At 69.7% G+C, this 19,144-nt stretch carries 14 protein-coding genes; 4 read left to right on the forward strand and 10 right to left on the reverse strand.

Annotated elements, in window-relative coordinates; genetic code table 11:
* The first annotated feature begins 4 nt into the window (after positions 1 to 4).
* Positions 5 to 1,651, forward strand: a complete 1,647-nt coding sequence (locus AC07EJ_RS20010; RefSeq protein ID WP_389482202.1) for an acyl-CoA dehydrogenase family protein — start codon at positions 5 to 7, stop codon at positions 1,649 to 1,651.
* Positions 1,652 to 1,975: 324 nt separating this feature from the next.
* On the forward strand, positions 1,976 to 3,250 hold the full coding sequence (locus AC07EJ_RS20015) for a GAF domain-containing protein (protein ID WP_393583135.1): 1,275 nt from the start codon (positions 1,976 to 1,978) through the stop codon (positions 3,248 to 3,250).
* Between the two features lie 50 nt (positions 3,251 to 3,300).
* Here AC07EJ_RS20015 and AC07EJ_RS20020 read toward each other — a convergent pair whose 3' ends face one another.
* The 6 genes from AC07EJ_RS20020 to AC07EJ_RS20045 form a co-directional block, all read right to left on the reverse strand.
* Positions 3,301 to 4,185, reverse strand: coding sequence for an SIS domain-containing protein (locus AC07EJ_RS20020; RefSeq protein WP_389482204.1), 885 nt, complete (start codon positions 4,183 to 4,185; stop codon positions 3,301 to 3,303).
* Positions 4,186 to 4,321: 136 nt separating this feature from the next.
* Entirely contained in the window at positions 4,322 to 5,107 is a 786-nt protein-coding gene (locus AC07EJ_RS20025) for a DeoR/GlpR family DNA-binding transcription regulator (protein WP_478884624.1), read from the reverse strand.
* 154 nt (positions 5,108 to 5,261) lie between these two features.
* Positions 5,262 to 6,449, reverse strand: a complete 1,188-nt coding sequence (locus tag AC07EJ_RS20030) for a Gfo/Idh/MocA family protein (RefSeq protein ID WP_389482208.1) — start codon at positions 6,447 to 6,449, stop codon at positions 5,262 to 5,264.
* A 60-nt stretch (positions 6,450 to 6,509) separates the two neighbouring features.
* Positions 6,510 to 8,159: a type 2 periplasmic-binding domain-containing protein gene (locus tag AC07EJ_RS20035; protein ID WP_478884625.1), complete on the reverse strand. Its 1,650-nt coding sequence runs from the start codon at positions 8,157 to 8,159 to the stop codon at positions 6,510 to 6,512.
* A gap of 52 nt (positions 8,160 to 8,211) precedes the next feature.
* Complete coding sequence (locus AC07EJ_RS20040) at positions 8,212 to 9,075, reverse strand: carbohydrate ABC transporter permease (RefSeq protein WP_389482281.1); 864 nt, start codon at positions 9,073 to 9,075, stop codon at positions 8,212 to 8,214.
* Between the two features lie 104 nt (positions 9,076 to 9,179).
* Positions 9,180 to 10,076, reverse strand: coding sequence for an ABC transporter permease (locus AC07EJ_RS20045; RefSeq protein WP_389482212.1), 897 nt, complete (start codon positions 10,074 to 10,076; stop codon positions 9,180 to 9,182).
* Between the two features lie 511 nt (positions 10,077 to 10,587).
* Between AC07EJ_RS20045 and AC07EJ_RS20050 the strand changes: the two genes are divergently transcribed.
* A complete protein-coding gene (locus tag AC07EJ_RS20050; protein ID WP_478884626.1) occupies positions 10,588 to 14,472 on the forward strand; it encodes an endo-alpha-N-acetylgalactosaminidase family protein in 3,885 nt (1,294 codons plus the stop codon).
* Positions 14,473 to 14,547: 75 nt separating this feature from the next.
* Here AC07EJ_RS20050 and AC07EJ_RS20055 read toward each other — a convergent pair whose 3' ends face one another.
* Genes AC07EJ_RS20055 through AC07EJ_RS20070 form a run of 4 tightly spaced genes read right to left on the reverse strand, consistent with a single transcriptional unit; the run spans position 14,548 to position 18,101 of the window.
* Complete coding sequence (locus AC07EJ_RS20055; RefSeq protein WP_478884627.1) at positions 14,548 to 15,351, reverse strand: ABC transporter permease; 804 nt, start codon at positions 15,349 to 15,351, stop codon at positions 14,548 to 14,550.
* A 4-nt stretch (positions 15,352 to 15,355) separates the two neighbouring features.
* On the reverse strand, positions 15,356 to 16,237 hold the full coding sequence (locus tag AC07EJ_RS20060; protein ID WP_389482218.1) for an ABC transporter permease: 882 nt from the start codon (positions 16,235 to 16,237) through the stop codon (positions 15,356 to 15,358).
* Positions 16,224 to 17,237 carry an ABC transporter ATP-binding protein gene (locus AC07EJ_RS20065; protein WP_478884628.1) on the reverse strand — a complete coding sequence of 338 codons (1,014 nt, stop codon included), beginning with the start codon at positions 17,235 to 17,237 and terminating at the stop codon, positions 16,224 to 16,226. Before AC07EJ_RS20065 ends, AC07EJ_RS20060 begins: the two co-directional genes overlap by 14 nt.
* 3 nt (positions 17,238 to 17,240) lie before the next feature.
* The gene (locus AC07EJ_RS20070) at positions 17,241 to 18,101 is read right to left on the reverse strand and encodes a glycosyltransferase family 2 protein (protein WP_389482222.1); all 861 of its coding nucleotides are present in this window, start codon (positions 18,099 to 18,101) and stop codon (positions 17,241 to 17,243) included.
* A 172-nt stretch (positions 18,102 to 18,273) separates the two neighbouring features.
* Between AC07EJ_RS20070 and AC07EJ_RS20075 the strand changes: the two genes are divergently transcribed.
* A complete protein-coding gene (locus AC07EJ_RS20075; RefSeq protein ID WP_393582953.1) occupies positions 18,274 to 19,092 on the forward strand; it encodes a phytanoyl-CoA dioxygenase family protein in 819 nt (272 codons plus the stop codon).
* Positions 19,093 to 19,144 lie beyond the last annotated feature (52 nt).

The following is a 19,144-nucleotide window of genomic DNA, read 5'->3' on the forward strand; positions in this document are numbered from 1 at the left end:
TGTCATGGCAGCCACCACCCACGCAGTGACCAACCAGGCTCCGCCCCTGGTGGGATATGACGTTTATGCCGCGGACAGGGCTCTCGCCGAGGGCGTCGAGCGACATCTGGAGCCCTCGCTCACGGCCGGGGTCCGCGAGGAACTCGGCGGCCTCGGCCGCGCCGCCGGATCCGCCCAGGCGCAGGAGTGGGGCGTGCTCGCGAACGAGAATCCGCCGCGGCTGCACACCCACGACCGCTACGGACACCGCGTCGACGAGGTCGAGTTCCATCCGGCCTGGCACCGCCTCATGGCGAAGGGTGTCGCGGCCGGACTCACGTCGGCCTGGTCTCGGCCGGGCGGCCATCTGCGGCGCGCGGCCGCGTTCCTGGTGTGGAGCCAGGTCGAGGCGGGCCACACCTGCCCGCTGTCGATGACGCACGCGGCGGTGCCCGCGCTGCGCGCCGATCCGGCGCTGGCCGCCGAGTGGGAGCCCCGGCTGACCTCGACGGTGTACGACGCGGGGTTGCGGCCCGCCGCTCGGAAGGCGGGCGCCGTGTTCGGGATGGGCATGACGGAGAAGCAGGGCGGCAGCGACGTCCGCGCGAACACGACGCGGGCGACGCCGCTCGCCGAGGACGGCACGTACGAGCTGACCGGACACAAGTGGTTCTGTTCGGCGCCCATGTCGGACGGGTTCCTCGTCCTGGCGCAGGCACCCGAGGGACTCACGTGTTTCCTGCTGCCGCGTGTCCTGGAGGACGGCACGCGCAACCCGTTCGCGATCCAGCGGCTCAAGGACAAGCTGGGCAACCGGTCGAACGCGTCGGCCGAGGTCGAGTTCGACGGGACGTGGGCGCGCCGGGTCGGGGACGAGGGGCGCGGGGTGCGCACCATCATCGAGATGGTCGCCGCCACGCGCCTGGACTGTGTGCTCGGTTCGGCCGCGATCATGCGGCAGGCCGTCGCGCAGGCGGTCCACCACTGCACCTACCGCGAGGCGTTCGGCGGCCGGCTCGTCGACAAGCCGCTGATGCGCAACGTGCTGGCCGACCTGGCGCTGGAGTCGGAGGCGGCGACGACGCTGGCGCTGCGGCTCGCGGCGGCCCAGGACGCCGTGCAGGACAGCGGGTCGGAGCAGGAACGGGCGTTCCTGCGGATCGCGGTGCCGGCCGCCAAGTACTGGGTGACGAAGCGGTGTACGCCGGTGGCGGCGGAGGCCCTGGAGTGCCTGGGCGGGAACGGCTACGTGGAGGAGTCAGGCATGCCGCGGCTGCTGCGCGAGTCGCCGCTCAACTCGATCTGGGAGGGGTCGGGCAATGTGCAGGCGCTAGACGTCCTGCGGGCGTTGCAGCGCGAGCCGCAGGCACTGAACGCGTTCCTCCAGGAGGTCGGCAAGGCGCGCGGGGCCGATCACCGTCTTGACGGCGCGATCAAGGGCCTGCTGACCGAACTCGCCGACCTGGAGGGCATCGAGGCGCGGGCACGCCGCGTCGTGGAGCGGATCGCTCTGGTGCTCCAGGGTTCGCTGCTGGTGCGTCACGCGCCGCCGGAGGTCGCGGACGCGTTCTGCGCCTCGCGGCTCGGCGGGGACTGGGGTTCGGCGTTCGGCACACTCCCGCACAGCCTGGACCTGCGGTCGGTCGTCGAGCGGGCGCGCCCCGTGAGCTGAGCAGCCGGCCCTGGGCCATGGTCTTGACGACTGAGGTTACGGGGGTGATGCTGCGCCGACACGGCATCACCCCCGCCCTACAGGCCCCCTTGAGGAGCTCCCGCGCCGCCGGAGCGGCACGGCTTCAGCTTCGACCGACGTACGGCTGTTCGCCAGAGTTGCAGAGGGTTGCAACTGTCGTGCCCGCCTTTCGGCCCCACGCGGGCCGGGGAAGCGGCACGATAGGCGAACGTCCCCACGCACTGGTCTGTTTCAAGAGGACCTGTTTCAGGAGGACCCGTGACGCAGAAGAACTCGACCGTCGATCTGGGCCGGCTGTCCACCATGGACTGCTCACTGGCCGCGCGGCTCCTGAAGGATGTCCGCGCCGCGACGCTGTCGGGGCAGCAGCCGCAGATCCTGCCGCGTCCGGTGATCGGCGAGTCCTGGGGCCGCATGCTCCGCAGCGGCGTCGACCCGGACCGTGACGTGCGGTCGGGGCTGCTGAACGTCGAGGAGATCGAGGAGCGCCGCCAGGCCTCCGGGCTCCTGGAGATCCTGCCGGTGCTGCGCGAGGCGCTGGTGACCGTCGCGGACGCGGCGCACCACATCATGGTCGTCTCCGACGCGGACGGGCGCATCCTGTGGCGCGAGGGCAGCGCGGCGGTCCTGCACAAGGCCGACCAGCTCGGCTTCGAACTGGGCGCGGACTGGGCCGAGGAGACGGTCGGGACGAACGGGGTGGGTACCCCGCTCGTGGCGCGGCGCCCGGTGCAGGTGTTCTCCGCCGAGCACTTCGTGGTGTCCCAGCACTCGTGGACGTGCACGGGGGCGCCGATCACGGATCCGCGCGACGGGCACCTGATCGGCGTCGTCGATGTGAGCGGGCCGCTGGAGACGATGCACCCGGCGACGCTCTCGCTCGTCGGGGCGGTGGCGCAGCTCGCGGAGGCGCGGCTGCGGGAGCGCCATGTGGCGGCCCTCGACCGGTTGCGGGCGGTCGCGGCGCCGGTCCTCGCGCGGATCGGCGGCCGGGCGGTCGCGGTGGACGTCCGGGGCTGGACGGCGGCGGTGACCGGGATGCAGCCGGTGGACCGGATCGCGCTGCCCAAGTCGCTGTCCGAGCTGTCCGAGCTGTCGGACGGGCGGGCCCTGGTGCCGACGCTGGGGATGTGTGCGGTCGCGCCGCTGCCCGGCGGCTGGCTGCTGCGGCCCGACGGGCCGGACGGGGCGGCCGAGCCGCTCGGCGGCACCCGTGTCGTACTGGACGTGAGCAGGCCCCGGCGCTGGTCGGTGACGGTGACGGACGGCACGCGGTCCTGGTCGCACGAGCTCAGCCCGCGCCACGCCGAACTCCTGTATCTGCTGGCCCTGCACCGCGGCGGGCGCAGCGCCTCGGGCCTTGCCCAGGACATGTTCGGCGACCCGACGCGCACGGTGACGGTCCGCGCCGAGATGTCGCGCGTACGGCGCTACCTCGGCAGCCTGCTCGGGCACCGCCCGTACCGCTTCCACGAGGAGGCGGACCTGGAGGTGGTGCTCCCGCAGAGCCCGGTGGACCTGCTGCCGCACTCGGTGGCGCCCGGGGTGCTGAGATCACGTTCGACGCCACCGCACTGAACCGGCCCGACAACAGCGGGTATTTCAAGGGCAGTTGAAGAGTTCGCCCTTCAGACCCGGGCGAGGATGACCGAGCGCGTGAGGTGGCGGGGCCGGTCCGGGTCACGGCCGCCGGCCAGCGCGACCGCCACCGCGAGGCGCTGCGTCCGCACCAGTTCGGCCAGCGGGTCGAGACCGCCGGCCACCCACATGCCGCCGGTGGCGTGCACCTCGTCGGCGAGGCCGGCGGGCGCGTCGCCGAGCATCCAGGTGGCGGTGCCCCGGACCGAGACGCTGATCGGGCCGTGGCGGTACTCGTGGGCCGGATAGGCGCCGGCCCAAGGGAGTTGGCTCTCGCGCATCTTGTGGGCCGCCTCGCCGGCGAGCCCCACGGTCCAGCCCCGGCCGAGGAACGTGAACTGTGTGCAGCCGACGAGCCACGGGGGCAGCGGCTCGGCCAGCGCGTCGTGCGCGTCGTCCACGACATCCTGCGAGTGCAGCCCGAAGTGGGTGCGCAGCACGGTGAGGGCCGAGGTCGGGAAGCGGGTCTGCACGACGGACTTCTCGTCGGCGAAGCCGAGGACGACCACGTCGTCGGCGGCCGACGCCACGGGGGTCGCGGCGTCCGTCGTGATCACGGTGGTCCTGACCCGTCCACGCAGCCCGGCGAGGAGGCGGAGCACCTCGGTGGTGGCGCCCGAGCGGGTCAGGGCGACGACCCGGTCATAGTGGCGTCCGGCCGGGAACTCCGAGGCCGCGTGGGCATGGGTCTCGCCGTGGCCGGCGTCCTCGCGCAGGGCGGCGGCAGCCTGCGCCATGAAGAGCGAGGTGCCGCAGCCGACGATTGCGACCCGCTCGCCCGGCTCGGGCAGCAACGCCCTCTGCTCCAGGGCGAGTTCGGCCGCCCGGTCCCAGCACTCGGGCTGGCTGTGCAGCTCGTTCTCGATATGACTCATGGCGCACCCTCACATCCCAGCGCATGCTTGGTTGTGCAAGTTATAGCGTGCTTTCAAGCATTTGGGATCAGCCAACCGCACCAAACCCGGCCGGGAGTCCATGGACGCGCACCAGAAGTCCATGCACCGGCCCACGTCACACGCAGATGACCTCGATGCCCTGCGCCGTGATCTCCTCGACGAGCGCCTCCGGGGCGTCCTTGTCCGTCACCAGGATCGACACCGCGTTCAGCGCGCACACCTGGGCGAACGCCCGGCGGCCCAGCTTCGAGGAGTCGGCCACCACGATCACCGTGCCCGCGCGTTCGGCGAGCGAACGGTTCGCGCTGGCCTCCGACTCGTCGTGGGTGGCCGCGCCGAAGTGCGGGTGGACCGCGTCCACGCCGAGGATCGTGTAGTCGAGGGCGAGGCTCTGCAGGACGGACGTGACGAGCGGGCCGACGAGTTCGTACGAGCTGGGCCGGGCCACTCCGCCCGTGACGACGATCTTCACATGGGGGCGGATCGCCAGCTCGTTGGCGATGTTGATCGCGTTGGTGACGACCGTGAGCGCGATGCCGCCCGAGGTGCCGCCCGGATCGGTCCGTACGGCAAGTTCCCTCGCCACCTCGGACGTTGTCGTGCCGCCGTTGATGCCGATGACGGAGCCCGACGGGACGAGTTCGGCCACCGCCTTGGCGATGCGCTGCTTCTCGTCCGCCTTGCGGGCCGTCTTGTAGCGCAGCGGCAGGTCGTAGGCGACGGAGCTCACCACGGCCCCGCCGCGCGTGCGGGTCAGCAGGGACTGCCGGGCCAGTTCGTCCATGTCGCGCCGGATCGTGGCAGAGGAGCAGCCCAGTCGTTCGGCGGCCTCAGTGACATCGAGATGGCCCTGATTGCCCAGTATTTCCAGCAGTTGGGTCCATCGGGCAGGTGCGCCCACTTGTTCCTCCTCGCGACGCGCGTAGCGTAACCCGCGCCGTTCTCCGCATCCAGACGTGATCATCCGCGCACGTACACGTGACCGTCTGTGTGCGCACGCAGGCGTGGACGGGCCCGCCCCTCCGACGGGCCCGCCCACGCCTGCGCTGTGGCTGCTACTCCCCCGCCTCGCGCGGCAGTTGACCGCCGTCGAAGTACGCGAGGAGCTCCGGCTCGAGCTCCGGGACGTCGTACGGCACGCCCCCTTCGCGCAGCGAGCGGGTGGCGAGCGCGCCCGCGGCGACGCTCATCCGGGCCGCGACGGGCGAGGTGTCGGTGAGGCCGCCCTCACGCGCGAAACGGCAGAACTCGTCGATGATGCGCTCGTCGGCGCCGCCGTGCGAGCCCTTCGCCTCGGGCACGCGGTACACGATGTCGGCGTCCTTGCGGTAGCCGCTCGGGCCGGTGTTCCAGACCCGGACCTCGTCGCCGGGGCTGTCCCCGAAGTTCTCCAGGCGGCCCTCGGTGCCGATGACCGTGTAGTTGCGGAAGTAGTCGGGGCTGAAGTGGCACTGCTGGTAGGCGGCGATGACGCCGTTGTCCAGCTGCATGTTCATCACCGACACGTCCTCGACGTCCACGACGTGGTGCAGGTCGTGGCGCTCCGTCGGCGGCCAGTCGAACTCCTTCAGCCAGCCGTCGGGGCGCGGGGTGTCCGGCTCGCGGCGCGGCAGGTCCCCGTAGACCATGAGGTCGCCGAGGGCGTTGACGCGCTTGGTGTAGCCGCCGGCCAGCCAGTGCACCACGTCCAGGTCGTGCGCGGCCTTCTGGAGGAGGAGGCCCGTGGTGCGGGTGCGGTCGGCGTGCCAGTCCTTGAAGTAGTAGTCGCCGCCGTACGAGACGAAGTGCCGTACCCACACGGTCTTCGGCTCGCCGATCTCGCCGCGCGCGATGATGTCGCGCATGAGGCGCACGACGCCCATGTGGCGCATGTTGTGGCCGACGTAGAGGCGGGTGCCGGTCTTGTACGCGGTGCGCAGGATGGTGTCGCACTGCTCGACCGAGATGCCGAGCGGCTTCTCGACGTACGCCGGCTTGCCCGCTTCGAGCGCCTCGCAGGCGATGGCCTCATGGGTGTCGTCGGGGGTGGCGACGATGACGGCGTCGATCGAGGGGTCTTCGAGGAGCCTTCGGTAGTCGTCGACGGCGCGGGCGCCCTCGTACAACTCCGGTACCTTCGCCCTGATTTCAGGGTCGAGGTCGGCCACCGCCGCCACGACCGACCCCTTGCCGGGGCGGTGCGCGGCGGTCGCCAGGTTCCGTCGCAGTCCGAGCCCGATGACTCCGATGCGCAGGTCTTCCACGTGCGGGTGTCCTGTTCTGTGTGCGATAAGCCTGGGGATGCGGGGCGGTGCGACGCGGTGCTACTTGCTCGCCGCGATAGCCTTCTCGAACTCGTCACGGATCGCGTTGCCCGCGTCGCGCTGCCACTTGGGCAGAGCTTCCTTCTTGAAGTGGGACAGCGGCTTGCGGCCGGACACAATGTCGATGATGGACACGCGCATCTCATCGGTTGATGAGGCGTACTTGTTCGCGTAGGTGTCCGAGAAGTAGCCCGTGGTCGGATTCGCCTTGCCCAGCTTCATCAGCGCGACCTCGGTCTCGTGGATGGAGCGGGTGGTGTCCGACTTGCCAGGCAGGTAGAGGGTCTGGGGAGCGTTGCCGAAGAAGTTGATGGCCTGCCGGGTGGTGAGGACCTCGGCGTTGCCCTTCTTGTTCAGCAGCACATCACCGTTCTTGGCGCGGGTGTGGTGCGTGCCTTCGAGGCCGTTGTCCAGGAAGAGCCGCTCCTCGGAGCCGAACGGGGCGCTGAGGTAGTTCATGATCTGAAGCAGGGTCTCGATACGGTCCTTGCTCACCTTGTTATTAATGGCGGTGAAGCCGACCGAGCCGTAGCCGTACCAGTAGCTGGGAGTCATGCCTTTCTCTGCGGCAAACGGGACGACGACCTTCTCCGGCCAGTCGTACATGTTGCTGTCGTTGAGGAAGCCCGGGAACGACTGGACGTGCAGTCCGAGGAACCCGCCCTCCATCTTCTCCAGCGTCGTCGGCAGGTTCGGGTCCGGCCAGAACAGCTGCGCCTTCTGGCACTTGATAGCGAACTCAATGGCCGCAAAGTACTCATCCGTCTCGTAGAAGTGGGTGAGCTTGCCGCCGTCCAGGCTCCAGGTGTTGGGCGCCCCGTGCCACATCGCAAACTGAACGATGTGGTTGTAGTAGGCCGGCTCGAGGACGTACTTCTTGCGCTTGACGTCAAGGAGTTCCTTCGCCTTGTCGAGGAAGTCCTGGGCGCTGTCGAACTGGACGCCGCCGACCGGCTTCCAGAAGTCTTCGTTCGCGACGTAGACCTGACCCTGTCGGCCGTACGGGACCGCAAGGCCCCAAATCTTGCCGTTGATTACGGCGGTCCGCCAGGCGAATTCCGGGATGTTGGCCAGGTTCGGGTACTTCTTGACCGCGTCGCCGGAGAGATACGAGGTGAGGTCGTGGAACTTCGCTTCGAGCAGGGCCGGGACGTTCTTGAGGCCTTGGTTCGGCGGGAACCACATCAGGTCAGGGAGGTCCCCGCCCGCGATGGTCGCGTTGAACTTCGCTCGGTAGACGTCGTCGGCTCCGAGGCCGTTCACAATCGTCATCTGCATGTCCGAGCCCAGGCGCTTGTTGAGCTCCTGCCAGTACGCGTTGCGGTTCATCGCCGGAGCCGCGGTGGTGAATGTCTCGGTGAGCGCGGTGAACGGCTTGCCGTCGCCCGGCTTCTTGGTGACGCTGCGGACAGGGTTCTTCGGGTAGCGAAGGTATGCCGGGTCCAGGCCCTGCGCGTTGCCCGCCAGATCTGGAGCCGGCACGTTGGCAGGAACGTACGTGGGCAGTTTGAGCTTGGCCGACGCCTTGGCGCCACCCCCCGACGCCGCGCCGGAACCACAGGCCGTGAGGGAACCCGCGCCTGCGACGGTGAGGCCGGCGACGGTCGCGGCACCGAGGAACCCGCGGCGGTTGAAGTCTCTGGAGGACATGACTCTCCTAAGGGGCGAGGAGCGGTTGAGGGCGGTGGCTCAGGGGGGTGACTCAGGCCTTGATGGCGCCGGTGAGGACGCCCTTGACGAAGTACTTCTGGAGGAACGGGTAGACCGCGATGATCGGCAGGACCGCGAGGATGAGCACGGCCATCGACAGGGAGGTGCTGGCGGGCAGCACGCTCACGCCGAGCGCCTTCGCGTTGAAGGTGTCGCCCTGGAGGACGTAGCTGCGCAGCACCACCTGGAGCGGCAGCTTGTCCGGGTCGTTGATGTAGAGCATCGCGTTGAAGAAGCTGTTCCAGTACGTCACCGCGTAGAACATGCCGACCACGGCGATGACGGCCTTCGACAAAGGCAGCACGATCCGGCACAGGATGGTGAGTTCACCGGCGCCGTCGAGGCGGGCCGCCTCGTGCAGCTCGTCGGGGATGCCCTGGAAGAACGCCCGGACCACGATGATGTTGAACGCGTTGAGCAGGATCGGCGCGATCATCGCCCCGTAGGTGTCGAGCAGTCCCAGCTCCTGCACCACCAGGTAGTTGGGGATGATGCCCGGCGTGAACAGGAACGTGCCGACGACGACAAGGAGCAGCGGCTTGCCCGCGAAGGTCCGCGGCCGGGAGAGGCCGTAGGCGAGCGCGATCGTGCAGAGCAGGCTGAGCGCCGTGCCGACGACGGTGATCCCGACGCTCACGACGGCGGCGCGGGTGATGACGCCGCCGGAGAGGACCACCCGGTACGACTCGAGCGTGGGGTGCGAGGGGAACAGCACGTAGCCGCCGTTCGCGGCGAGTTCGGCCTTGGAGGAGAGGCTGGTGCCGATGGCGAGCAGGAACGGATAGCCGACCGCCACGATCATCGCGACGATGACGATGAACTTCAGCGTCTGGGCCGCCGGGTTGGGCTGTTCCATCCAGGCGGGGCGCTCGGCGGAGCCGCGGCGCTTCCTGCTGCCGGTGCGGGCTTTGCGGCCCTCCTGGCTCTCGGGGCGCAGGGTGGTGGATATGGGCGCGGTGCTCACTGGTAGACCCCCTGCTCGCCGAGGCGGTGCGCGAACTTGTTGGCGAGGACGATCATGACGAAGCCGATGACGCCCTTCATCAGGCCGGCGGCGGTGGACATGCCCCAGTCGCCGTCGACGACGCCGTGGAAGTAGACGTAGGTGTCGAGGACTTCGGAGGCGTCCCGGCCGACGTTGTCGCGCTGGAGGAGGATCTGCTCGAAGCCGACCGACAGGATGTCGCCGAGACGCAGGATGAGCAGCATGATCATCACGGGCCTGATGCCGGGCAGCGTGATGTGCCACATGCGGCGCAGCCAGCCCGCGCCGTCCATCGCCGCCGACTCGTACAGCGAGGTGTCGATGGAGGCCATCGCGGCGAGGAAGATGATCGCTCCCCAGCCGGCGTCCTTCCAGACGCTCTGGGAGGTGATCAGGTAGATGAAGGTGTCGGGGTTGTTCATGATGTTCCCGACGTGCACGCCGTGCTCGTTCAGGTAACTCGTGACCGTGCCGGCGCCGCCGAAGATCTGCTGGAACATGCCGACGACGACGACCCACGACAGGAAGTGCGGCAGGTAGACGACCGTCTGCATGAGGCGGCGGGTCTTGTTGCTGATCAGCGAGTTCAGGAAGAGTGCGAGGGCGATCGGCGCGGGGAAGTAGAGGATCAGCTGGACGGCGCTGATCTTCAGCGTGTTCCAGACGGCCGTCCAGAACTCCGGCTGTTCGAGCAGGGCCTTGAAGTTGTCCCAGCCGACCAGCGGGCTGCCCTTGAAGCCGAGGTAGGGCTGGTAGTCCTGGAACGCGATGCTGTTGCCCGCGAGCGGCAGATAGAAGAACACCGCGAAGTAGAGGATGCCCGGCACGCACAGCAGGAGCAGGGTGCGGTCCTGCCTCAGCCGCTCGCGCAAGGTCCGCCGGCCGGTGGGCTTTCGCCCTTTCCCACCCGACGCCCCCTTCGTGCCGGGCGTCCCCTTCGTGCCGGACGCCTTCTTCCTGCCCGACGTTCCGGGTGCCTCGTGCGTTAGGTCGGGCGGGTTTTGCGATGTGGGCGTGGGCGATGCGGACGCAGCGGCCGACACATTCACCTCCTGCGTCGAGTGGCGAGCGGGGGTTGGTTTTCACAGGGCCCTCGCGGGGGCTGCGGCCCGGCGCGCGAGGTACCGGAATCTTGCGTCAGCCTGCCAACGAATGACAAGACTTGATTGGTAACTATTTAGATCTTGCAGCTTCACGCATGAAACGCGCAGGCAACGAACACGGCCACCTCAGGTTCACGCACCGCCCCCGACCTGGGCGAAGCTGCCGTTCCGTGTTTGGACTAACGCCCGCTGGTGTTTGGACTTTGGTGGAAATTGCTTCCTAGGGCGCTGGATCGCCCACTAGACAGTGCGTGTTCGCACCGTCGCAGCAGGGAGAGACATGAGCAGATCCCCAGGCAGACGCCGCCTCTCGGGAGCCGTCGGCGTTGCCCTCGCGCTGACCCTGGCGGGTGGTGCCGTCCCGGCCCTCGCCGACCCCGCGCACACCTCCTTCTCGGATGCGGAAGCGGCCGGCGACGGCGTGGCGATCACGTCCGGTGCCCTGTCCGTGAGCGTCGCGAAGGACTTCCCGCGCGTGCTCTCGTACACCGACCGGGCGAGCGGGGCGCGGCTGCTCGGCAGTACGAGTCCGGTCACCGAGGTGACGCTGAACGGCAAGGCGTACAAGGTGGGCCTCAAGACGGCGCCGAAGGTCACCGCCCACCGGGCCGCGTACACACTGGTCTTCCCCGATCTGCCCGGCGTCGAGATCGACGCGGCGCTGGAGGTCGCGGGCCGGGCCACCACCTTCAAGGTGACCGCCGTGCGGGACACCGGGGCGTTCCGGCTCGGCACGCTCGACATACCGGGCCACGACCTGATCTCGGTGGGCTCGACGGACACCGGCGCCGAGACCGCGTTCACCCGGCTCGACACCGACTCGACGCGCACGGCCGACGTGTTCGGCAAGGTCACGGCGTCCACCGCGCCCGACGCATCCCCGGTCGGCGCCTCGTACGCGATCGTGAACACCGGCTCGCTCGCGGCGGCCGTCGAGTCCAACTCGACGTACGACAAGCCCGCCGGAGCCACCGACGGCGACAACGCCCGCTTCTGGCACCAGGCCCGCAAGGGCGCCGACGGCAGCGTCCGCGTCGGTGTCTGGTCGGGCCAGTGGACCTACCGCGGTGCCGGCGCGCCCGCCCCGGAGAAGGAACTGCCCTGGGCGAAGGTCGTCGTGACGCCCGACGCCAACGGCGACAGGGCGGTGGACTGGCAGGACGGCGCCGTCGCCTTCCGTGACATCGGCATCAAGGTCAAGGGCGGCGACAAGACCCCGGACCGGGTGATCACCCATATCCCGTACAACTTCGCCAGCCAGGCCACGCACCCCTTCCTGCGCACGCTCGACGACGTCAAGCGGATCTCGCTCTCGACGGACGGGCTCGGCCAGCTGAGCATCCTCAAGGGGTACGCGTCCGAGGGGCACGACTCCGCGCACCCCGACTACGGCGGCAACATCAACAAGCGCGCGGGCGGTCTGAAGGACCTCAACAAGCTGCTCAAGGGCGGCAAGAAGTGGGGCTCCACCTTCGGTGTGCACGTGAACGCCACCGAGGCGTACGCGGAGGCGAACGCGTTCGAGGACAAGCTGGTGGACAAGTCGAAGCCCGGCTGGAACTGGCTCGGGCAGTCGTACTACATCGACCAGCGTCACGACATCAACAGCGGCGACCTGGCCAGGCGCTTCCAGCAGCTGCGCGACGAGACCGACTCCAACCTGTCGCTCATCTACATCGACGTCTACTACACGCACGGCTGGATCGCGGACCGGACGCTGACCGAGCTGAAGAACCAGGGCTGGGACATGGCCACGGAGTTCGGCAACAAGTTCGAGCGCCAGGCTCTGTGGTCGCACTGGGCCAACGACCTCGACTACGGGCCCAAGACGAACAAGGGCCTCAACTCGAAGATCATCCGTTTCATCCGCAACGGTGAGAAGGACGTCTGGAACGACGACCCGGTGCTCGGCCAAACCGCGCTGGTCGGCTTCGAGGGCTGGACCGGCGAGAACGACTGGAACGAGTTCTCCGCCAACGTCTGGGAGCGCAACCTCCCGGCGAAGTTCCTCCAGCACTACCGCATCACCGACTGGGACAAGAACGACGTCACCTTCACGGGCGGCGTCCGCGGCACCGTCTCCGACGGCAAGCGCGAGGTGTCCCTCGGCGGCGCCAAGGTGATCGACGGCGACTCCTACCTGCTGCCCTGGAAGTCGGAGGACAGCAAGCGGCAGGACAAGCTCTACCACTGGTCGAAGAAGGGCGGCACGAGCACCTGGACCGTGCCCCGACCCTTCGCGGGGACACGGCAGTTCACCGTCTACAAGCTGACGGACAACGGCCGCGTCAAGCAGTCCACCGTCAGCGCGAAGGACGGCAAGGTCACACTGACCGCGACCGCCGGACAGCCCTACGTCCTCTACCCCGACCACGCGCCGAAGCAGGCCGACGCCGACTGGGGCCAGGGCGGCAAGGTCAAGGACCCCGGCTTCAACGACATCGCCCTGGCCGACTGGAAGAAGACCGGACCGGTCACCAGTGACCGCGACGGCCTCGGCCACCGCGGGGCGGCGCTCGGCGGCGGCAAGGCGGCCGCGATCGAGCAGCGCGTCACCGGCCTCACGCCCGGCAAGCGCTACAGCGCGTCCGTGAACGTCGAGGTCGAGCCCGGCAGGACGCGGCCCACGACCCTCGCCGTCGGCGGCGCGAAGCTGACGGTGGACCGCTCGACCGCCAAGAACTACATCGCGGGCGACGAGCGGCACGGCACCTACTACCAGCGGGTCAAGGTCCACTTCACCGCGCCCGCCGGCGGCGCCACGACGCTGCGGATCTCCGCGGCGGGCGGCAGCGACGCGAAGGTCGGGCTCGACGACGTACGGATCGTGGAGAACGACCCCGCGACGAAGAAGGGGACGGTCGCGTACGACGACTTCGACGCCGTCGACCAGGGCTGGGGCCCCTTCGTGAAGGGCGAGTCGGGCGGTGAGAACGACCCGCGCACGCACATCGCGCAGAAGCACGCCCCGTACACGCAGGCCGGCTGGAACGGGAAGCTCATCGACGACGTGATCGGCGACGGTGAGTCCCTGAAGTCCCACGAGGAGAACGACGGCCTCGTCTACCGCACCACTCCCGCGTCCGTGCCCTTCGAGGCGGGCCACGCCTACAAGGTGGAGTTCGACTACCAGAACAGCCACGCGGGCGCCTACCAGTGGACCACCGGGTACGACACGGTCACCGGCGGCGAGCCGACCGGCGTGACCACCCGCAGGACCGCACTGCCGCAGCAGCGCACCACCGGCCACTTCAGCGAGCGGGTCGTCGGCGGCTGCGGTGACGTGTGGACCGGACTCACCAAGGCGGAGAACGCCCCCGAGGGCGCCGACTTCGTCCTCGACAACTTCACCGTCACCGACCTCGGCACCACCGACGAGCGCACCGCGTGCGCCACGCTCGGTCTCACCTCGGCCAACGCGACGCTGGAGCCCGGCAGCGCGAACAAGGTGACGGCGGCGTTCGCCAACCACGAGGCGACCGCGGCCAAGAACGTCGAGGTGACGCTCGACGTGCCGGAGGGCTGGAAGGCCGAGGCGGCCGGCGCGACGACGTTCGACTCCGTCGCCGCGGGCGCCAAGGCGACGGCGACCTGGAACGTCACACCGCCGGCGGACGCCGAGTACAAGAGCTACCCGCTCACCGCGAAGGCGTCGTACGAGGCGGGCGACGGCACCAAGTCCCTCACCGACGGCATCTCGATCCACACCCTCGCCCCGCCGCCCACCAAGGACACCTGGGTGAGCGACATGGACTGGGTGTCGGCGGAGAGCGGCTGGGGGCCGCCCGAGAAGGACCTCTCGAACGGCGAGGCCGGCTCCGGCGACGGGCAGCCGATCAGCATCGGCGGCACGGCCTTCCCCAAGGGCCTGGGCACGCACGCGCCCGCCGACGTGAAGTTCTACCTCGGTGGGAACTGCGAGGCGTTCACGGCTCAGGTGGGGGTCGACGACGCCCAGAAGACCGCGGGCTCGGTCCAGTTCAGCGTGCTGGCGGACGGCAAGAAGGTCGCCGAGAGCCCGGTCCTCAAGGCGTCGGACAGCGCGTACAAGCTGGACGCCGACGTCTCTGGCGCGAAGTACGTCGAGCTCGTCGTCGGTGACGGCGGCGACGGGAACGGCAACGACCACGCCAGCTGGGGCGGAGCGAAGTGGCTCTGCGGCTGAGGTGACACCGTGAGGAACGAGGGGCCCCGCATGCTTTCGGCGTGCGGGGCCCCTCACCGTGTCCGTACGGGCCGCTCAACCCGCGCCCTGGTACCGCCGTAGCCCGGCCCGCCAGATCAGCCCGGCCGCCGTCAGCGTCGTCGCGCCGCCGAGCAGCAACAGGGCGATACGGCCGAGGAGTTCGAGGCCGCCGGAGGCGAGGGCGAGCGTCGGGTAGTAGCTCAGGAGGCCGAAGGGCAGGACGAACGTGAAGACGAACGCGACGGCGGAGTCGTAGAGGGTGAGGGGGAACTTGGCGAGGTCGGCGGTGTTGCCGACCAGGAGGGAGACGCTGTTCTGCTCCGCGCCGTCCCAGAAGACGAGGCTGTTCGTGGCGAGGTTGAGGGAGCCGACGACGAGCACGCCGTTGCAGACGGCGACGACGAGTACGGCGAGGGACGCGGCGCTCACGGCGAAGGCGCCGTGCCGGGCCGCGAGGACGAGGAGCGTCAGGCCGAGGACGACGTCCCCCGCGCCCGCCGGGTTCGCCCGCAGCGTGCACAGCTGGAGGAGCGGCGACAGCGGCCGGGTCAGGAACCGGTCGAACTCCCCCTTCACGACGAGGTGCCGCAGCTCCCACACCCCGTCGAAGAGCATGACGCACAGGCCGCGCGGCACGATCGCGAGCGCGTACGTCACGGACAGCTGCCAGATCGTCCACCCGGCGATGTCCGGGACCTGCCGCAGGATGATCCACACGGTCCCGAACCCGGCGGCGTGCAGACAGAACGCGCCGAGCACGCCGATCACGAAGTCCGCCTTGTACTCCAGCTGCGACTGGAGGCGGATCCGGTACAGCTTGGCCACGGACGCCACGTATCTCAGGCTGGGGCTCGGCACCGGTTCATCCTCCGTTGACGGTCAGGTGGTGGCGCGCCGCCCGCCACAGCCGGACCGTGAGGGCCACCATGACCGCGGCCCAGGCGAGTTGACGCGCCAGGGCGAACAGGGCGTCGTCACCGGTGAGCCGGCCCAGGTACATCTGCACCGGCGTGGACACGATGGCGCTGAACGGCAGCCACTCGGCTACGACGCGCAGCGGCGCCGGGAAGAGGGCGAGCGGGACCATGCCGCCCGCCATGAAGGTGGTCACGGCCTGGCGCGCCAGGATCAGGCCGTACGCGCTCTCCGTCCAGAAGCACAGCAGGCTGGTGAGAAAGCAGAGCATCGCGTTGACGGCGACCCCGACGGCCAGGGTGAGCAGGAAGAGCAGGGCGGCGGCCGGCGAGTGCGGGGGCAGGGCGTGCAGGAGTACTCCGCCGATGAACGCGGTCCCCGCGAGGGCGCCCGCCATGTGCGGGGTACCGGCGCCGAGTGCCCTGACGAGTTGCATCACCGGATAGTTCACGGGCCGTACGAGATCGAGGGCGACCTGACCGCTGCGGATGTCCCGGTGCATCTGCATCTCGGCCTGGAAGGCGAGGAGTTGGCCGAGCGCGTAGGAGAGCAGGACATAGGTGCGCATCTGGTCCCAGGTGTATCCGCCGACACTGGTGGCACCGGCGAAGATCGAGCGCCAGAGGTAGTAGAGGACGGCCGCCCAGACGGCGTTGCCCGCGAGGTCGACGAGGACGGCGCGACGGTGGGCGAGGGCCTGCTGGAGGGAGGCGAGGTAGAGCGAGCGGTACGGGGGGCGGACGACGGGGCGTACCGGGTGCGCGGGGGCAGGGTGTACGGGTACGGGGCGTCCGGCGTGCGCGGGCTCGGGTGTCCTAGAGAGCGGCATCCACTCCGCCCTCGTACAGGTTCCGGATGATCTCCTCGATGCTGGGCGCGCCGACCTGGATGTCGTCCACAGGGAGGGTGGCGAGGGCCTCGGCGATGACGTCGCGGGTGGCGAGGGTGCCACGGTCGTGGCTGATCTCCAGGGTGTTGGCGTCTCTTTGACTGACCGTCACCTGCGAGCCGAAGCGCTCCAGCAGCGGCGCCGCGGTGAGCCGTGCGGCGCCGCTCACGGTGACGGTGCGGCGCGTGCCGTAGCGGGCGAGCATGTCGGTGACCGGCATGTCGAGGAGGATCCGCGCGCGGTCGATCAGCACGATGCGGGTGCAGAGCGACTCGACGTCGCCGAGGTCGTGGGAGGTGAGCATGACGGTGACGCCGCGCTCGCGGTGCAGGGTGGCGAGGAACTCGCGGAGCCGCGCCTTCACCGAGACGTCGAGGCCGATCGTGGGTTCGTCGAGGAAGAGGACGGGCGGCGCGTGCAGCAGCGAGGCCGCCACGTCGCACCGCACGCGCTGGCCGAGTGAGAGCTGGCGGACGGGCCGCTCCAGGAGGTCCTCGATGCCGAGGAGTGCGATCAGTTCGTCGAGGCGGGTGTCGAACTCCCGCTTCGGTACGAGGTAGATGTCGCCGAGCAGGCGGAACGACTCGCGCACGGGCAGGTCCCACCACAGTTGGGTGCGCTGCCCGAAGACGACGCCGATGTTGCGCGCGTTCGCGACCCGGTCCTCGTACGGGACGACGCCCGCGACGCGCAGGTCGCCCGAGGTCGGGGTGAGGACGCCGGTGAGCATCTTGACGGTGGTCGACTTGCCGGCGCCGTTCGGGCCGACGTAGGCGACGCTCTCACCGGGCGCGACCGCCAGGTCGACGGCGTCGACGGCGGTCCGGTCCTCCCACTCGCCGCGGACCAGGTGGCGCAGCGCCCCGCGCATCCCGGGCCGTTTCCTCGCGACGCGGAACCTCTTGGTGAGGGCCCGCGCCTCGATGATGTGCTCGGCCACCACTCAGCTCACGGCGCCGAAGTCCGCGCTGATGTCCTCGCCGCGCAGGGTCCTCGCCGGGTAGGAGAGGGCGAAGATCGCGTGCGGCGGTCCCGTCTCGAGGTCGTCGTCGACGTTCTCCCCGGCGAGGATCCGGCGCGCCAGGTACTGGCACGAACTGCCGTACACGTCGGGGTGGTTGGCCACGATCGTGGCGCGCAGCGCGAGGTCGTGGACGCGGTGGCGGGCGAACATGCCGTCGACGCTGGTGCGGTAGTGGAGCAGCGGTTCGGGGACGGTCGTCATATGGCCGCCGTGCTTGCCGACGGCGATCCAGAAGTTCCAGTCCTCGTACGCGGGCATGCCCTCGTGGTAGCCGCCGGCGCGCTGCCACGCGGAGCGGCGGAACATGGCGCAGTACGGCGCCTGGTTCACCGACGTCGACGCGTCGAAGTCGTAGTCCGGGTACTCCCAGATCCGCTCCTCCACGCCGAAGGAGCGCAGAAAGGGCCGGGCGACCTCGGCGGTCGGGTCGCGGTCCAGGGCGGCGGCGAGCTTCTCCAGGGCGTGCGGCTCGTAGTGGTCGTCCGCGTCGAGGCAGGCGACGTAGCGGCCGCGGGCCACGGATATGCCGAGGTTGCGGGCGCGCCCGAGGCCGCCGTTGCGGGTGAACACGAGGGTCACGGCCAGCTCGGGGTGGGCCGCGGCGAAGGTCTGGGCGACGTCGCGCGAGGTGTCCGTGCTGCCGTCGTCGACGATCACGAGTTCCCAGTCGGCCGTCGTCTGGGCGCGGACGCTCTCGAGCGCCCGCGGCAGCATCCGGTCGTAGTTGAAGCAGGTGACGACCACGGAGACGAGTGGGGTGCGGGTTGAGTGCTGCTGCATCTGGCCTTCCTGACCCGGGATGTTGCAGGAACGCACAGCAGTATGCACGAAACTGCTCGATTGAGAGTCCCTGCGTGCAAAAACAAGCAACTATCGCTACGGTTCCTTTCTGTTCGCCACGCGACCACCTCCCACAACAGGGCACAAAAAGCACCAAGTTGAAGGAAGGCCAATGGGGATCACGGGAATCATGGGCAGCGACACCGCGCTCACCGCACAGGACCGCAGACAGTTCGAGGAGGAGGGCTATCTCGTCCTGCCGGGCTTCCTCCCCGCCACCCTCGCGGACCGCGCGAAGGCCGAGGTCGACCACTGGGTGGACTCGGGTGCGCGGCAGCGGTCCATAGCCTCGGCCGTCTCCCCCGACGAGTACGGGCTGCCGCCCCTGATGGAGCTGGAGATGGAGGCGCACGGCCGGATCCTGGCCCACCCGCCGCTGCTCCGCCTCCTCGCCGGACTGATCGGCGGGCCCTTCGCCTTCCACCACCTGCACAGCGACCGCCGCCCGCCGAACGCGCCCGGCAAGGACTGGCACCACGACTACGAGCTCGGCCCGCGGGCGGAGCGCACGCACACGATGATTCACGCCCTGCACTACCTCGGCGGGCTCGACGACTCCGTCGGCGGACTCGCCGTACTGCCCGGCTCGCACCGCGAGACCGCCGCCAAGACGGCCCGCGCCCACCTGGGCACGTCCGAGCTGCCGGGCGAGGTCTTCATCAGCGAACTGCCGCCCGGCTCCACGGTGTTGATCCACTCGGCCCTGTTCCACACCCGCCGCACGGCCCCCCACGGGGAGAGCCGCGAGCGGTACATGGTGGACAGCTCCTACGCGCAGACGGGGGTGCGCTGGCGGCCGGTGAAGCCGTACTGGCGGCACATGCTCGCCCGCGCCCGGGAGCTCGGGCTCGCGGGCGACGAGTGGCCGGAGCTCTTCGCCGAGCGCCACTTCACGGAGTACGAGACCGCGCAGGCCGGGCGCCGGGGATGACGGACGGGACGGGGCGGACGAGAGGGCCTAGGGTCTTTCGTTTGGATCAGGC

The sequence above is a fragment of the Streptomyces sp. NPDC045026 genome (assembly GCF_056432625.1).

What these genes read in the sequence shown, in the direction of transcription:
- AC07EJ_RS20010 (WP_389482202.1), top strand. Translation starts at nt 5, where the DNA reads ATGGCAGCCACCACCCACGCAGTGACCAACCAGGCTCCGCCCCTGGTG.
- AC07EJ_RS20015 (WP_393583135.1), top strand. Translation starts at nt 1,976, where the DNA reads ATGGACTGCTCACTGGCCGCGCGGCTCCTGAAGGATGTCCGCGCCGCG.
- AC07EJ_RS20020 (WP_389482204.1), bottom strand. Translation starts at nt 4,185, where the DNA reads ATGAGTCATATCGAGAACGAGCTGCACAGCCAGCCCGAGTGCTGGGAC.
- AC07EJ_RS20035 (WP_478884625.1), bottom strand. Translation starts at nt 8,159, where the DNA reads ATGTCCTCCAGAGACTTCAACCGCCGCGGGTTCCTCGGTGCCGCGACC.
- AC07EJ_RS20040 (WP_389482281.1), bottom strand. Translation starts at nt 9,075, where the DNA reads ATGGAACAGCCCAACCCGGCGGCCCAGACGCTGAAGTTCATCGTCATC.
- AC07EJ_RS20050 (WP_478884626.1), top strand. Translation starts at nt 10,588, where the DNA reads ATGAGCAGATCCCCAGGCAGACGCCGCCTCTCGGGAGCCGTCGGCGTT.
- AC07EJ_RS20060 (WP_389482218.1), bottom strand. Translation starts at nt 16,237, where the DNA reads ATGCCGCTCTCTAGGACACCCGAGCCCGCGCACGCCGGACGCCCCGTA.
- AC07EJ_RS20070 (WP_389482222.1), bottom strand. Translation starts at nt 18,101, where the DNA reads ATGCAGCAGCACTCAACCCGCACCCCACTCGTCTCCGTGGTCGTCACC.
- AC07EJ_RS20075 (WP_393582953.1), top strand. Translation starts at nt 18,274, where the DNA reads ATGGGGATCACGGGAATCATGGGCAGCGACACCGCGCTCACCGCACAG.